The sequence below is a fragment of the Stenotrophomonas sp. 610A2 genome, assembly GCF_030549615.1.
GTDB lineage: Bacteria > Pseudomonadota > Gammaproteobacteria > Xanthomonadales > Xanthomonadaceae > Stenotrophomonas > Stenotrophomonas pigmentata.
The window spans coordinates 2,462,051-2,476,074 of record NZ_CP130832.1; the positions used below are offsets into that span (position 1 = coordinate 2,462,051).

Below are 14,024 nucleotides of genomic sequence, written 5' to 3' on the forward strand. Positions count from 1 at the left end.
TTGCGGAATGCTTGGAAGCCCGCGTGAATTGAGACGATGCTTCATGGGCAGCGGATGGGGGGCGTGCACCGAAAATCGGCGACACATCCACGATCTGTTCGCGGCGCCGCGGGCAATTGATCGGCTGTTTCAATGTGTGTGCTCCGCTGCGCGCTTGGCGTCATCCACCGTGTTGACGGTGATGCCGTTGGGCAAAACCATGTCTCCGGCGCGCTGTCCGGCCTTGCAGGTGCCCAACCAGCGGGCCTGGAACGGAACAGGCCCTGTGTTGCCCAGAGGAGCACCGGGCTTGCTGACGGTGTACGTACCGCCGTAGACATCCCGCATGTCGCCCCAGAGTTTCAGCTGCATGTCTGTTCGCTGGCCGTGGGTCGCGCAGACGGTAGCCACTTCGTGACCTGCACCGTTCGCATCACGTTTTACGGTGATGCTGCTGCACCCTTGCGGGGCCGGCAGCAGGAAGAACGGCACCACACGTTCGGCGTTGGCATCGGTGCACTGGAGCACGGTCAAAGCCTCCTGGCGGGGGCCACCAAGGCCACGCGGCGAATGTGCCTGCACGGTCACTTCCCACAGACCGGCTTGCCGCTGCGGCAAGCCGGTATAGGACGGCTTGCCTGCACTTGCGGCCAGCGCAAGTGGCGACCATGCCAGCAGCACAGCGATCACGGCATGCAACAAGCGTTCACCGATAGCTCGTAGCGCATATGCACGCACCGCGCCGCCAATCACGTGGGGCGTGCGTACGTCAGATACTGAATCCATAAACCCATCCAAGGTTTTGCGAGACATCCATTCACCGCCACCTCCTGTCCGCAGAAGCGCCGCTGATCGAAAAAAACACGTACGGAACCAGCGCCAGCTGCATTGCGGGCAGCGGTGCTAGTGCACAAAAACGACGGAATTAAGTTCAGAACTGCGAAACACACCCCTGCGCAGAACTGCACCCCGTCACAAGTTTAGCGGCCACCTTCACGAAATCTCAACAGGCAATATGCGTCACAAATTGCCCTTGGCCGCGCCAACATCGAACTACGGCAACCACGCAAGCCCTTCGCCGGCGACATGCAAGAACCGGGCCGCTTCACAAACACGGGCGCATCAGGTTGCACATGAAACGCGGAGAATTTCACTCACTATTTTTCACGGATGCGGTGAATATCGGTGCGTGCAATACACGAAGCCGATCAATAGATTCGGCCGCAGGATCACCGTCCCGCCACATGGGCCAACCGCAGCCGATCCAGTTGCGCCGCCCGAACCTGCATATGTTCGTATACCCAGTCAGAGCCGAAGAGCAGTCCCCCCATCCCGTGATCCACTTGACGGACTGGCCAGAGATCGCCACTTCCAGTGCAAACCACATGGAGAAGATCCTGGGTTCCGCACTTAGGTCGGAGATACGAAGAAGATTCCACGCAGGCATGACGGTTCCCTTGCCGCGGACCAAGCCCAGCAAGGGCATCAACATCAACCTGTCGGCGGGCGAGTCGCTCAAGGTGCTGGTGCACAATGAAATAGTGCGGAGCCAGATCACACATGAGGCGCTGGCCAGATCCTTGAGCATACCCACGCCATCATTGAAGCGGGCGCTGGACCTGCAACAGCCGGCTGACGTCGACCTTCTTTCCAGCATGGTGGCCGCCGTAGGCAAGCGACTGGTCGCCTACATCTCCTGACGCGATGGTGTTCGCGGACGGCGCAGATTGCCGACGCAGGCCTCCGGCTGATGGGCGGTGGCGCTCACCGGACGTTTTCGAACACGGCAACGTGAGAATCTGCCAGGTCGCTGGCAAAATGCATGGATACCGTCGTACCGATGCCCACGTCGCTCTGCGCGCTGACACTCCCGCCCGCGCGCACCAGCAGGTCGTGCACGACGGACAGACCAAGCCCGCTGCCCTGCCCCCTGGGCTTGGTGGTGAAGAAAGGCTCGAAAGCGCGTGCCAGTACCTCCGCCTCCATGCCCGTGCCGGTATCCGCCAGGTCCAGCACAAATCGACTGCCGTCCCTCCGTGCGCGCAGGGTGAAGTCACCCCCGCCAGGCATCACATGATCCGCGTTCGCGGCCACGTTGAGGACCATCAGGTCGAACTGCATCCGGTCGAAGAACACGGGCGGCAGATCATCATCCAGCTTGATATCAACGTTCACCCCCGGCCCCATCAACTGCCGCACCATGGGCAGGAGCAGTTTCAATGCTTCGCCGGGATCGAACCACTCCTCAACCCCATCCTCATGATGCACCAGGGACAGCAGCCGACGCGTCATCAGGTTGGCACGCGCCAGCGCCGAGTCCACGCCAATCAGGGACTCCCGCATCCTCGCTCCATCATCGCTGCGTAGGCCGCCCTGTACGTAGCCGCCTGCAACCGCCAGAACATTGCCGAAGTCATGGGCGACGCCACTTGCAAGCCTGCCGACGGCTTCCATCTTCTGCGCCTGGACCAGCTGTGCGAAGGTCCTTTCGCGCTCGGCCATCTCTTCGGTCAGGCGCTGGTTGGCCACATCGAGCGCATCTCCGCGTTGCCTTGCCTCAAGAAAGCTCTCACGCAGCGCTGCCGAGCTTCGGTCAAGCACGATCGTGATCATCAGGAACATCGCGGTGCTGAAAGCAGCGTCGCCCAGAAGCGCGGCTGCTTCACCCTGGCGGCCAATGTCGACCCAAATGCCAAGGAAGAAGGCGACGCTGATGCACAGGAACATCAACCACAGCGCCAACCGCCCGACAATCAAGGCCGCGATGGCCAGCCAGATCGCCAGTACGGGTTGATCGAAACGCTGCCCTCCAAAACCGGAGTTCAGGTATGCCGGAATCAAGGTCACGCTGAAGATGCCCAGCAGTACATATGCGGCGGCTTCAAACTTCCCCCTGCGAACGAGGAAGAAGCTCATTGCCGCAACGCAGATCACGGACAGGCTCAGCAACATGCTGGTTACTTCACCGGGCCGCCAGGGAATGTCCACCAGGAACGCCCGGTAACACCAGGCCGCCGCCGGCAATGCCGCCAGAAGAAAGGCGATCAGCTGGAGCATCGGCGCATTGCGCCGATTAACCGGATCGGCGATGGGCACGTCACGCAGCCATCCCAGCATGGCCCGCCATAGCCGCGGGCCGGCGCCCCACACGCTTTTGGCTGGCATCGACAGTTTGCTCTCCATCCCTGATCTCTCCGCCCTTCTATCCGTCCGACAATAGGATGAAACACTTGCCAACGACTCTGCAAAGGGCGCGGAGCCGAACCGGCGCTGGCATAGCTTGCTTACAGGAGCAGCAGATAGCCAACCCCGCGGACCGTGGTAAGCGGCAATTCGCTGCCGGTCGTAGCATGGATCTTGCGCCGTAGGCGATGGATCAGCATTTCAAGGCGATGCAGATCGAAGTCCTCCCCTTCGCTGCCCAGATGCTGCAGGACGAGGTCCCGCGCCACCACACCTCCATTGGCCCCTTCCAGCATAAGCAGGAACAGGCGCTCGCCCTCTGACAAGGCGACCTCTACCCCGGAAGGCGAGGAGAGGCGCCAGCCCTGTGCGATCAGACTCCACCCAGCCCTCGGTGGATCACGCAGAGCGGGCATCTGCGCGCCCGGCGAGGTCCGGCGCAGGACGCTGCGTACTGTGGCGACAAGCACGTCGATGTCCACTGGCTTGGCGAGATAGGCATCCGCCCCCTCCTCCAGCCCGCGGACGTGGTCCTCCGAACCACGCCGCCCGGTCAACATCACAATGCCGACGTTACCGAGCTTGCGCAGGTGCTGGGTGACCATGAAGCCGCTCTCGTCGGGCAGGCCGACATCCACGATGAACAGGTCATGGGAGCGGAAACTCAGTGCCCGGTACAAATCCATTGCGCAGCCCACGCCATGGACGTCAAAACCCTCCTGTCGCAACCCCGGGACAAGGAAGTTCTCGCGCAGTTCGTCCTCGTCCTCGACGACCATCACGGACAGTTTCTTCGGTTGCTCCTGCATGCCGTCTCTACACGGTGACAAGCGCGCATGATCGCACCTGTCGTTGGCCACGTCATTTCACCCCTAGCGCCGCAAGCTGCGCCACAACGGCCATCAGCCTTGGCTGCGGTAATGCTCAACCCATTCCACGGACTGGGCGACGCCGCCAAACGGGAAGATATGCAGGCTCACGGTTCCATGTGCTTCCGTCAGCCCGCTGGCCAGGCGATCAACAAACCGATCCGGCCCCGCCGTTCCAAACAGCTTGCCGATCGAGATGCCGTACTTGGACCAGATCGATGCGCTTGCACTGACGCCGCACATCGCCGCATAGCGTGCGAGCACCGCAACCCCTGCCGGGCCTGGCACACCCACGCGCACTGGGTGATTGATGCCGCGCTGGCGCAGCTCGGCCAGCCACGTCAACACGATGTCGGCATCAAACCCGAACTGGGTGACGATCAGTGGCACCATGCCACGGCGCTCGATGCTGTGGCACTTGCGCTCAAGCACTTCCCAGCGCTGGCTCTCATCCATCACCGGGTGACCTTCCGGATGCCCGCCCACGCCTATGCGCTTGATACCCGAGCGCTCGAACACACCCGTTTCGATCAGCGAGGCGCTATCGGCAAACGGCCCCTTGGGGCTTGCTGCGTCCCCGGCAATCACGAAGCAGCGGTCGACTCCGGCGGCGTCGACCGCGCGGGAAATAAACGACTCCACCTCGGCGAGCGAGGCGAAGCGTCGAGCCGGTACATGCAGCATGGGTTCAAAGCCCAATCCGCGAACTGCGACGGCTGCGGCCAGTCGCGCTGCGTTGTCTTCACCCGGCAGGTAGGGAATGAAGACGGTCGAGCCGGATGAGATCCGGGCTGCTGTTGCGGTCAATGCGGGAATGGCTTTGGCGCTCACTTCCAACGAGTAACCTGCGGTGATGTCGTTCGCGGACATGGGCATATCGGGATGATTCAAGGGTCTTACCGTAATGGCTTTCAAGTTAGCACCCCGCTCCGCTCTCTGATCCAGCGGGCGAAGCGCCGGTGAGCAGCTTGCTCGTGGTGTGTGTCAAACAGCGTCAACGGTGGTGTTCAACGGCGCGGCTTGTCTTCGGCCGCCGGTCCAATGGTCGAGGCGGCCACAGCGGTTGAGTTGCGTGCCAGCTCGATGAAGGCGCGCACATAGTCGATGCTGGTGTCCGTTTCACGCGCACCAAGGAAGATCTGTTTGGCGATGCCGCGCGCGCCCAGCCGCACCGGCACCACCTCCATCCTGCTTGCATATTCTTCCACCAACCAGCGCGGCAGTGCGGCTACGCCGCGGCCGCTGGCCACCATCTGCACCATGATGTCGGTGGTTTCGATGGCTTTGTGCCGCCGTGGCGTGACGCCCGCAGGCAGCAGGAACTGGCTGTAGATATCCAGGCGCTCGATATCCACCGGATAGCTGATCAGGACCTCGCGGGTCAGCTGCCGCGGTTTCACGTAGGTCGCCGAGGCCAGCGGATGGTCCTTGGCCACGACCAGCACCTGCTCATAGTCGAACACGGGCTCGAACTTCAGGCCTAGTTTGAACAGGGGGTCGGGGGTGACCAGCAGGTCGATCTCGTAACCGAACAGCGCCCCGATTCCGCCGAACTGGAACTTCTGCCTGACGTCCACGTCCACGTCGGGCCATGCCGCCAGATAGGGCGACACCACCTTGAGCAGCCACTGATAGCAGGGATGGCATTCCATGCCGATGCGCAGCGCGCCGCGCTCGCCCTGCGCGAACTGGCCCAGGCGCTCTTCGGCCAAGTCCAGCTGTGGCAACACCCGGTTCGCTACCGCCAACAGGTATTGCCCGGACTGGGTGAGCCGCAGGCTTCGGCCTTCGCGCAGCCAGATGTCGGTTCCCAGCTGCTGTTCGAGCTTGCGGATGCTGTGGCTCAACGCTGACTGGGTCAGGTTCAGCACGCCTGCCGCAGCGGTCAAGGAGCCCTGCTTCTCGACCTGCTGGACGATGCTCAGGTGGATGCGCTCAAGCATATGAATGAATTTTCTTCATGGAATGGTGAAATTAAACCATTTTACGTCATGGAAAACCGCAACTAGGATCGAAGCTCACCAGCCGCTCCATTCAGCTGGCTGACGATCCAGCCCCCAAGAAGGCAGAAATGACTCACCCTCCCCCACTTCGCGTCGTCTCGGTCTCCGGTGGGCTGCACCGCCCCTCCAAGGCCGCAGCCCTGGTCGAGCACCTGTCGAACCTGATTGCAGCCGAGGTTCACTGCGAAACCCAGCTTGTCGAGCTGGGCCAGCTCGCCCCGCACATGGCCGGCACCGTCAGACGCAGTGAACTCCCGGATACGGTGGAGCTCGGACTGGCAGCAGTCGAGCAGGCGGATGTGCTGGTGGTCGCCACGCCTGTCTACCGCGGCTCGTATACAGGGCTGTTCAAGCACTTCTTCGACTTTGTTGACCAGGACGCGCTGATCGACACACCGGTTCTATTGGCCGCCACAGGCGGCAGCGAGCGCCATGCGCTGATGATCGATCACCAGTTGCGACCACTTTTCAGTTTTTTCCAGGCGCGCACCTTGCCGCTGGGCGTGTATGCGACCGACAAGGACTTCGCCGGCCACACGTTGGACAACGCGGACCTGATCCAGCGCGCCAGGCTGGCGGTCGAGCGGGCATTGCCAGTGCTCGACTTGACCCGCCGCACGACAACAAACATCAGCCGAAACATCGCCGCAGCCTGACAGCGATTCCCCCTGCCGAATCAGCACGACGCTGTGCCGGCCCTCATCCGCAGAACCTACGGTAGCGCCCCGCCATGAAAGACAACTTCGAATTCAGCATCAAGCGCATCAGCTTCGATGAAAACTACCAGCCATTGGACAGTACGCGGCTGACGACCAACTTCGCCAACCTGGCCAGAGGCAATAGCCGCCAGGAAAACCTGCGCAATACGCTGAAAATGATCGACAACCGGTTCAACAGCCTTGCCGATTGGGACAACCCGATGGGCGACCGCTACGGCGTCGAGCTCGAGATCATCTCTGCCGAGATGGAGGTTTCCGGTGCAGGCCAGGCAGACGCCTTCCCGCTGATCGAGATACTGAAGACAACCATCGTAGACAGCCGGACCAAGGCGCGCATCGACGGAATCGTAGGGAACAACTTCTCTTCCTACGTGCGTGACTACGACTTCAGCGTGCTGTTGCCGGACTACAACAGCACCCGGACTGCGTTTGCAACGCCGGATGACTTTGGCGACCTGCACGGAAAGCTGTTCAAGCACTTCGTGAACTCGCGCGTCTACCAGGAGAACTTCAGCAAGCCGCCGGTGATCTGCATCAGCGCATCCAGCAGCAAGATCTACCACCGCACCGCCAATCAACACCCTGCTCTCGGCGTGGAGTATCTGCAGAACGAGCTGTCCTCAACCGACCAGTACTTCGCGAAGATGGGCATGCAGGTTCGCTTCTTCATGCCGCCGGACAGCGTTGCGCCGCTGGCGTTCTACTTTTTCGGCGACCTGCTGGGCGACTACACCGATCTCGAACTGATTGGCACCATCAGCACGATGGAGACCTTCCAGAAGATCTACCGGCCCGAGATCTACAACGCCAACTCGGCGGCAGGAAGTGTCTATCAGCCGAGCTTGAAACACCAGGACTACTCGCTGACGAAGATTGTCTATGACCGTGAGGAACGCAGTCAGTTGGCAATCAAGCAGGGACGCTTCACCGAAGAGAACTTCATCAAGCCTCACCGGCAGACGCTGGAACAGTGGGCCGCTGCCTGCGCGCTCTGATCACTCCAAGGATTACGAAACAACCCACCATGAAGAAATTGTTGCCTACCTCTACCGCCGGCAGTCTGCCCAAACCCGCCTGGCTTGCCCAACCCGAAAAACTCTGGTCGCCATGGAAGCTCCAGGACGAGGAGCTGCTTGAAGGCAAGCAGGACGCGCTGCGCCTGTCCCTGCACGAGCAGCAGCAGGCTGGCATCGACATCGTCAGCGATGGCGAGCAGACCCGCCAGCACTTCGTCACCACCTTCATCGAACACCTGGACGGCGTTGACTTCGAGAAGCGCGAGACCGTACGGATCCGCAACCGCTACGACGCCAGCGTGCCCACCGTCGTGGGCGCGGTCAGCCGGCAGAAGCCGGTGTTCATCGAGGACGCCAAGTTCCTGCGCCAGCAGACCAAGCAGCCGATCAAATGGGCGTTGCCCGGCCCGATGACGATGATCGACACGCTCTACGACGACCACTACAAGAGCCGCGAAAAGCTGGCCTGGGAGTTCGCCAGGATCCTCAATCAGGAGGCCAAGGAACTGGAGGCCGCAGGCGTCGACATCATCCAGTTCGACGAACCCGCCTTCAACGTCTTCTTCGATGAAGTCAACGATTGGGGTGTTGCCGCCCTTGAGCGTGCGATCGAGGGACTCAAGTGCGAGACCGCCGTGCACATCTGCTACGGCTACGGCATCAAGGCCAATACCGACTGGAAGAAGACGCTGGGCTCGGAATGGCGCCAGTACGAAGAGTCCTTCCCGAAACTGCAGCAGTCCAACATCGACATCATCTCGCTGGAATGCCAGAACTCGCATGTGCCGATTGACCTGATCGAGCTGGTACGTGGCAAGAAGGTGATGGTCGGTGCAATCGATGTGGCCAGTGACATCATTGAGACACCTGAGGATGTCGCCAATACCCTGCGCAAGGCACTGCATTTCGTGGATGCAGACAAGCTCTATCCATCCACCAACTGCGGCATGGCTCCGCTGTCTCGCCCGGTAGCCAGGGGCAAGCTGCATGCGCTCAGTGCTGGCGCTGAGATCGTTCGTCGCGAACTATTGACCTGAACTGCATGGCCCCGGAAAGCGAGCACCCGGGGTAAATGTTTGACAGGCACCGAAAGCAGGCCTTGAAGGTAAATCAGGGTGCCCATCAAATCGTGGATATCCTCCACTACAGCCGATTGTCAGCTGCACGCACGCCGGTAACGCACGGCAACCGCGCCGTTGCGCAACGGCGTCGACGAGATCAGCTCGAGATGCCGCGTCTTGGCCAACCCACGCTGATAGAGGGTTGGCCCGTGACCGGCGATCCTGGGGTGAATGAGGAACCTGTACTCGTCGATCAGATCCAGCCTGTCCAACTCGGTAGCGAGCCTGCCGCTACCGAGCAGCACGCCAGCCGGGGTCGCCTCCTTGAGTTCCTGCACGCGCGTGCGCAGGTCACCCCCGAGGCGGTGGCTGTTGGTCCAAGGGAAGTCCGTTCGCGTTGACGACACCACGTACTTCGGCTTGGTCTCCAGTTTGACGGCCCATTCACGCATGGCCGCTGTCGCTTCTTCGTCACCGCGGACGACAGCCGGCCAGTAGGCCTCCATCATCTCGTAGGTAACCCGGCCCCAAAGCATCGCCCTGGCCTCGTCCATAAGGCGACTGAAGAACGCATGTGTTTCATCGTCTGCGATACCCTCCTGGTGATCGACGCAACCGTCCAGGGTGAGATTCAGGCTTAAAGTCAGAAGTCCCATGTGAACCAGCTCGACGTTGGGGGTTCTAGCGGTTTGGCACCGGCCAGCATGAGCATTGCAGCACTGCCCAGGTATTCATGCCGTGATTAGCCAGCACCTGCATGTCCTGCAGCAACTGACAGCGCGAAAATTATCTGGGCCATATAGTAGAGCGGCAATCCCCATAGCCGGTTGATCGCTCCCGGCGCTACGAAACGATTGCGGGCGACCGCAACGTCGGAGATCGCAAACATCACCGCACCCAGCGCAGGCAGCCACATTCCGGAGGCTCCACTTGCTGCGATTGCCAAGGCGCACATGGCAACAATGGCTGTCACGTAAGCGCCAACGGCGCCGCGATAGAACGCCTTCAAGTAGTTCCAGAGCCATGCCATAACCGCGACTCCGACGCAGCCCATGGCGGCGAACCCCGCAAGCAACGCGGTGGCCGCAATGGGTCTTGATGCAAACGCAATGGCATAAGCCACATGCGCTAGCAGGAAGCTGGCCAGCCCAAACAGGAAGATTCGGCTTTTCTGAGACAGCAGGAAGACATCGCCCACCCAACTCAGCGCAAGCCCAAGCAGGATCCATTGGCCGTAGGACGAAGCCGTCGCGCCGAGCTGAAGCGCCAAAGCTAGGAATGCGGTACTTGCGGCAACTTTCAGCAGGGCTTTGCCTGCTTTCCAGCCGCGGTACTCGCAGAACAGCAGCGCAGCACAGGCGGCGAGGCAAGCGATTATTGTGCAACTTGTTGCAGTAGGCATGGTGATCGGCGTTTCCCCAACGCTGCAGTGATGTCAAGCTGAAAGTGCGGCGCGAAGGCGCGAACTATCGGCCATGGTTACGGTGACCAGAGGACGAACGGAATCGCAGCCAGCCTCTATACCAAGATTGCCTTGGCCGGTGCCGCCGGGGCAACAGGGTCGGTCCAGACCGGGAGATGGGCATTTATATGTCTGTTGCACCCGCGTGGCCGTACTCATCACAGGGTTGAGCTATTCTTCCCCCAAGAAGCGCATTCCAGTACTCCACATCGCTCAGCCAAGCCGACAGGTCGCCGCCCGCATGTCCAGAGTCGATCCAACTTCTGTTGACGAAAGACCACTTGGAGTCACCGCTCGACGCACCGTCCGCTGGTGCAAGGGCACACGGAGCGCCATTGTCGATAGCGTGGCCGAGGAAGTGCCCGTCGCGATGCGCTACAACGGCGAGCCCTTCTCGGTAATGATGGCCACACCGTCAGATCTCGAAGATCTGGCGTTGGGTTTCTCGCTGACCGAAGGGCTCATCACCGATGCCTCGGAGTTGATCGGGGTCGAAGTACGCCCGTGCATTGAGGGCATAGAGCTGCACATGCAGGTATCCCTTGCTGCACCTGCAGCTACGCTATCAGCGGCGTCCAGTCGGGCCTTGCCCGGCCGTAGCGGCTGCGGCTTATGCGGTGCACGATTGCTGGAAGACGTGGTGCGGCTGGCACCGCCGATTCAGGCGCCATCGACGTTTCCACTCGCCTCACTTCGGTTGGCTCTGTCCTCGCTTCCCGCAATGCAGCCCTTGAACCTCGCCTCGGGCTCCACCCATGCCGCGGCATGGGTGGAGTTGGACGGGCGAATCTCGCACGTTCGAGAGGATGTCGGTAGGCACAACGCATTGGACAAGCTGGTCGGCGGCCTGCGTCGCGGGTCCGTCTCTACCGAAGCGGGCCTCGCCCTTATTTCGAGCCGGGCCAGTTATGAAATGGTGAGCAAGGCCGCCCACGCTGGCATGGCCGTTGTTGCTGCCGTTTCTGCGCCCACGGCGCTTGCCATCGATCTGGCCAACGCAGCTGGCATCTGCCTGATCGGCTTCGCCCGGCGTGATCGATTCAACGTGTATTCGCACCCGGAACGGTTGCTGGGATTTGAAGATCCGAACAAGGAATGGTGAAGACCAGGAATCAGCCAGCGGAAAGCAACAGAGCGCCCGCGCCGTGAAATCACGTGGAAACAACATTCGCACGCTCAGTGTTGCAGTCGGATCTGGAGTTGCCCCGTCGTCTGGAGTGAGATCCTGGAGGCATCGCTTGGGAAACCCGCTTGACGATCACACCGTCCTGACTGGGTTTGAAGGTGCCGACCGGAAGCAGACGTTCGACAGCCCGTCGCAAGTGACAACGGCCGCCGGGAGCAGGTGTCGGGTTCGCCCTCCCCTTCTTCGATGTACCCCTGAGAGAGTGAGGCTTCAACATGACCGAGAAGGACATCCCCGGCATTCGCCAATACGATGCTCCGGCAGGCGGCTGGGGAGCGCTGCGGGCTACTGCGAAGGCAATCAGTGATCAGATGGCCGCCCCGGAGGCCGCGGTCACCTTGTTCCGGACCAACAAGCCGGAAGGCTTCGATTGTCCCGGCTGCGCGTGGCCTGACCGCAAGCACACTTCGACCTTCCAGTTCTGCGAGAACGGCGCGAAGGCGGTGACCTGGGAAGCCACCAGGAAGCGGGTCACCCCGGAGTTCTTCGCGGCAAACACCGTTTCCTCGCTTCTGGAAATGACGGATTTCCAGTTGGAGGATCAGGGGCGTCTGACCCATCCCTTGGCCTACAACCCGGAGAAGGACATCTATGAGGCCGTGGAATGGGATGACGCGCTCAGCCGGATCGGGCAAATCCTGCGCGATCAGCCCGACCCGAACATGGTTGAGTTCTACACCTCCGGGCGCGCTTCCAACGAGGCTGCGTTCCTTTACCAGATATTCGCCCGTGAATACGGGACGAACAATTTCCCCGACTGCTCCAACATGTGCCATGAGGCAACCAGCGTTGGCCTTCCGTCGTCGATAGGTATCGGCAAGGGCACCGTCTCGCTGGATGATTTCGATGCCTGCGAGCTGATCATTTCCATCGGGCACAATCCTGGAACCAACCACCCCCGCATGATGGGAACGCTGCACGAGGTCGCACGCCGCGGCGCCCCCATCATCGTGCTCAATCCCCTGCGTGAGCGCGCCCTGGAACGCTTTGCCGATCCGCAGGACCCGCTGGAGATGGCGACACTCGGGGCAACGGAAATCGCCTCTTCCTATCTGCAGCCGCGCATAGGCGGCGATGCCGCAGCACTGAAAGGCATCATGAAGGCCCTGCTGGAGATGGACGCGGCCGAGGGTAGAGACGCCGGGATTCTGGATCGCGCGTTCATTGAAGAACACACCCGGGGATTCGACGCCCTCGCCGAAGACTTGCAGGCAGCGAGTTGGGACGGAATCGTGTCCGAATCCGGCTTGCTTGAGGATGACCTGCGCAAGGTCGCCCAAGCCTATGCCAAGTCCAACGCGACCATCATCACCTACGGCATGGGGATCACCCAGCACAGCACGGGCACCAGGAACGTCCAGCAGATCGCCAACCTGCTGCTCCTGCGAGGCAACTTTGGAAAGCCCGGTGCAGGCATTTGCCCACTACGTGGGCACTCCAACGTCCAGGGTGACCGCAGCGTCGGCATTACCGAGAAGCCAAGCGCAGAGATGATCGATCGGATCGAGAAGCGGTTCGGATTCCGCGCCCCAGAAGATCATGGTCACGATGCCGTTGCTGCCATGCAGGCCATCATCGAAGGCCGATCGACCGTACTGATCTGTCTCGGCGGCAATCTGGCGGTGGCGCTCCCCGATGGCGACGCCTGCTTCGCCGGCATGCGCGGGCTCGTGATGTCGGTACACATTGCAACCAAGCTCAATCGAAGTCATCTGCTGGTCGGCAAGAACACCTTCATCCTGCCCTGCCTCGGCCGAACCGAGCTGGACATCCAAGCCACCGGGCCGCAGGCAGTCACCGTCGAAGACTCAATGTCGATGGTGCATGCATCGCGCGGAAAGCTGAAGCCAGCCTCCGAACAACTGCGTTCCGAGCCGGCAATCGTTGCCGGCATTGCCAGTGCAGCCCTGCCATCAAGTCGCGTGCAGTGGATGGATTTGGTGGCCGACTACGATCTGATACGCGAGGCCATCGAAGCGGTATTCCCAGATTTTTCAGACTACAACGCCAGAATCCGGATTCCGGGTGGCTTCCGCCTGCCACTGCCGCCTACTGAACGCATCTGGCGCACTGCATCGGGCAAGGCCGAGTTCCTTCGCTTCCCGGGGCTGGCCGAAGACCCAAAACCTGCTGACAAGGCGGTACTCAAGCTGGCAACCATTCGGAGCCACGACCAGTACAACACCACCATCTACAGCCTGGATGATCGCTACCGCGGTGTCTTTGGTCGCCGCGATGTCGTGTTTATGAACGAAGCGGACATGGTCGAGCGCGGGATCCAGCAGGGCGATTGGATTCGTATCAGGACGGCGCTGGACAACGAGGGCGACAGGTTGCTTGAGAACGTCATCGCAGTGAGCTACCAGATTTCCCGTGGCTCAGTAGCAACTTATTACCCCGAGGGAAACTGCCTAATCCCGCTGAGCTACATCGACCCTGCCAGTGGCACGCCTTCCTACAAATCAGTGCCGGTGCACATCAGCCGGGCGTAGTCACCTTCCTACCTTCGTGGCGATTGGTGGTTGAAGGGTATCGGGCGGGAGGCT

General features: G+C 61.1%; 13 protein-coding genes. 6 read left to right on the plus strand and 7 right to left on the minus strand.

The annotated features are described in order from the left end of the window. Positions 1 to 129 precede the first annotated feature (129 nt). Positions 130 to 765 carry a DUF3617 domain-containing protein gene (locus Q5Z11_RS11015; protein ID WP_303746459.1) on the minus strand — a complete coding sequence of 212 codons (636 nt, stop codon included), beginning with the start codon at positions 763 to 765 and terminating at the stop codon, positions 130 to 132. Between the two features lie 599 nt (positions 766 to 1,364). Between Q5Z11_RS11015 and Q5Z11_RS11020 the strand changes: the two genes are divergently transcribed. After that, positions 1,365 to 1,679 carry a hypothetical protein gene (locus tag Q5Z11_RS11020; RefSeq protein ID WP_303746460.1) on the plus strand — a complete coding sequence of 105 codons (315 nt, stop codon included), beginning with the start codon at positions 1,365 to 1,367 and terminating at the stop codon, positions 1,677 to 1,679. 64 nt (positions 1,680 to 1,743) lie between these two features. Here Q5Z11_RS11020 and Q5Z11_RS11025 read toward each other — a convergent pair whose 3' ends face one another. The 4 genes from Q5Z11_RS11025 to Q5Z11_RS11040 form a co-directional block, all read right to left on the minus strand. After that, the gene (locus Q5Z11_RS11025) at positions 1,744 to 3,162 is read right to left on the minus strand and encodes a sensor histidine kinase (protein ID WP_303746461.1); all 1,419 of its coding nucleotides are present in this window, start codon (positions 3,160 to 3,162) and stop codon (positions 1,744 to 1,746) included. A 101-nt stretch (positions 3,163 to 3,263) separates the two neighbouring features. Next, positions 3,264 to 3,971 carry a response regulator transcription factor gene (locus Q5Z11_RS11030; RefSeq protein WP_303746462.1) on the minus strand — a complete coding sequence of 236 codons (708 nt, stop codon included), beginning with the start codon at positions 3,969 to 3,971 and terminating at the stop codon, positions 3,264 to 3,266. Positions 3,972 to 4,064: 93 nt separating this feature from the next. Continuing rightward, on the minus strand, positions 4,065 to 4,907 hold the full coding sequence (locus tag Q5Z11_RS11035) for a methylenetetrahydrofolate reductase (protein WP_303746463.1): 843 nt from the start codon (positions 4,905 to 4,907) through the stop codon (positions 4,065 to 4,067). 131 nt (positions 4,908 to 5,038) lie between these two features. Continuing rightward, complete coding sequence (locus tag Q5Z11_RS11040) at positions 5,039 to 5,974, minus strand: LysR family transcriptional regulator (RefSeq protein ID WP_303746464.1); 936 nt, start codon at positions 5,972 to 5,974, stop codon at positions 5,039 to 5,041. A 128-nt stretch (positions 5,975 to 6,102) separates the two neighbouring features. On the opposite strand from Q5Z11_RS11040, the gene msuE reads away from it, so the two are divergent. The 3 genes from msuE to Q5Z11_RS11055 all read left to right on the plus strand — a co-directional run bounded on the left by msuE (position 6,103) and on the right by Q5Z11_RS11055 (position 8,806). Next, complete coding sequence (gene msuE / locus Q5Z11_RS11045) at positions 6,103 to 6,690, plus strand: FMN reductase (protein WP_303746465.1); 588 nt, start codon at positions 6,103 to 6,105, stop codon at positions 6,688 to 6,690. A 74-nt stretch (positions 6,691 to 6,764) separates the two neighbouring features. Beyond that, positions 6,765 to 7,748, plus strand: coding sequence for a DUF1852 domain-containing protein (locus Q5Z11_RS11050; protein ID WP_303746466.1), 984 nt, complete (start codon positions 6,765 to 6,767; stop codon positions 7,746 to 7,748). Between the two features lie 29 nt (positions 7,749 to 7,777). Continuing rightward, a complete protein-coding gene (locus Q5Z11_RS11055; RefSeq protein ID WP_303746467.1) occupies positions 7,778 to 8,806 on the plus strand; it encodes a methionine synthase in 1,029 nt (342 codons plus the stop codon). A gap of 119 nt (positions 8,807 to 8,925) precedes the next feature. On the opposite strand, the gene Q5Z11_RS11060 is transcribed toward Q5Z11_RS11055, so the two are convergent. Both Q5Z11_RS11060 and Q5Z11_RS11065 read right to left on the minus strand, forming a co-directional pair. Next, positions 8,926 to 9,486 (minus strand): dihydrofolate reductase family protein, encoded by a 561-nt coding sequence (locus tag Q5Z11_RS11060; RefSeq protein WP_303746468.1) that lies wholly within the window; start codon positions 9,484 to 9,486, stop codon positions 8,926 to 8,928. Positions 9,487 to 9,572: 86 nt separating this feature from the next. Continuing rightward, positions 9,573 to 10,232 carry a lysoplasmalogenase gene (locus Q5Z11_RS11065; protein ID WP_303746469.1) on the minus strand — a complete coding sequence of 220 codons (660 nt, stop codon included), beginning with the start codon at positions 10,230 to 10,232 and terminating at the stop codon, positions 9,573 to 9,575. A gap of 301 nt (positions 10,233 to 10,533) precedes the next feature. Between Q5Z11_RS11065 and fdhD the strand changes: the two genes are divergently transcribed. Then, positions 10,534 to 11,394, plus strand: coding sequence for a formate dehydrogenase accessory sulfurtransferase FdhD (gene fdhD / locus Q5Z11_RS11070; RefSeq protein WP_303746470.1), 861 nt, complete (start codon positions 10,534 to 10,536; stop codon positions 11,392 to 11,394). A 299-nt stretch (positions 11,395 to 11,693) separates the two neighbouring features. Further along, entirely contained in the window at positions 11,694 to 13,970 is a 2,277-nt protein-coding gene (locus Q5Z11_RS11075; RefSeq protein WP_303746471.1) for an FdhF/YdeP family oxidoreductase, read from the plus strand. The last annotated feature ends 54 nt before the right edge of the window (positions 13,971 to 14,024 follow it).

What these genes read in the sequence shown, in the direction of transcription:
- Q5Z11_RS11015 (WP_303746459.1), bottom strand. Translation starts at nt 765, where the DNA reads ATGGATTCAGTATCTGACGTACGCACGCCCCACGTGATTGGCGGCGCG.
- Q5Z11_RS11020 (WP_303746460.1), top strand. Translation starts at nt 1,365, where the DNA reads ATGGAGAAGATCCTGGGTTCCGCACTTAGGTCGGAGATACGAAGAAGA.
- Q5Z11_RS11025 (WP_303746461.1), bottom strand. Translation starts at nt 3,162, where the DNA reads ATGGAGAGCAAACTGTCGATGCCAGCCAAAAGCGTGTGGGGCGCCGGC.
- Q5Z11_RS11030 (WP_303746462.1), bottom strand. Translation starts at nt 3,971, where the DNA reads ATGCAGGAGCAACCGAAGAAACTGTCCGTGATGGTCGTCGAGGACGAG.
- Q5Z11_RS11035 (WP_303746463.1), bottom strand. Translation starts at nt 4,907, where the DNA reads ATGCCCATGTCCGCGAACGACATCACCGCAGGTTACTCGTTGGAAGTG.
- Q5Z11_RS11040 (WP_303746464.1), bottom strand. Translation starts at nt 5,974, where the DNA reads ATGCTTGAGCGCATCCACCTGAGCATCGTCCAGCAGGTCGAGAAGCAG.
- msuE (WP_303746465.1), top strand. Translation starts at nt 6,103, where the DNA reads ATGACTCACCCTCCCCCACTTCGCGTCGTCTCGGTCTCCGGTGGGCTG.
- Q5Z11_RS11050 (WP_303746466.1), top strand. Translation starts at nt 6,765, where the DNA reads ATGAAAGACAACTTCGAATTCAGCATCAAGCGCATCAGCTTCGATGAA.
- Q5Z11_RS11055 (WP_303746467.1), top strand. Translation starts at nt 7,778, where the DNA reads ATGAAGAAATTGTTGCCTACCTCTACCGCCGGCAGTCTGCCCAAACCC.
- Q5Z11_RS11060 (WP_303746468.1), bottom strand. Translation starts at nt 9,486, where the DNA reads ATGGGACTTCTGACTTTAAGCCTGAATCTCACCCTGGACGGTTGCGTC.
- Q5Z11_RS11065 (WP_303746469.1), bottom strand. Translation starts at nt 10,232, where the DNA reads ATGCCTACTGCAACAAGTTGCACAATAATCGCTTGCCTCGCCGCCTGT.
- fdhD (WP_303746470.1), top strand. Translation starts at nt 10,534, where the DNA reads ATGTCCAGAGTCGATCCAACTTCTGTTGACGAAAGACCACTTGGAGTC.
- Q5Z11_RS11075 (WP_303746471.1), top strand. Translation starts at nt 11,694, where the DNA reads ATGACCGAGAAGGACATCCCCGGCATTCGCCAATACGATGCTCCGGCA.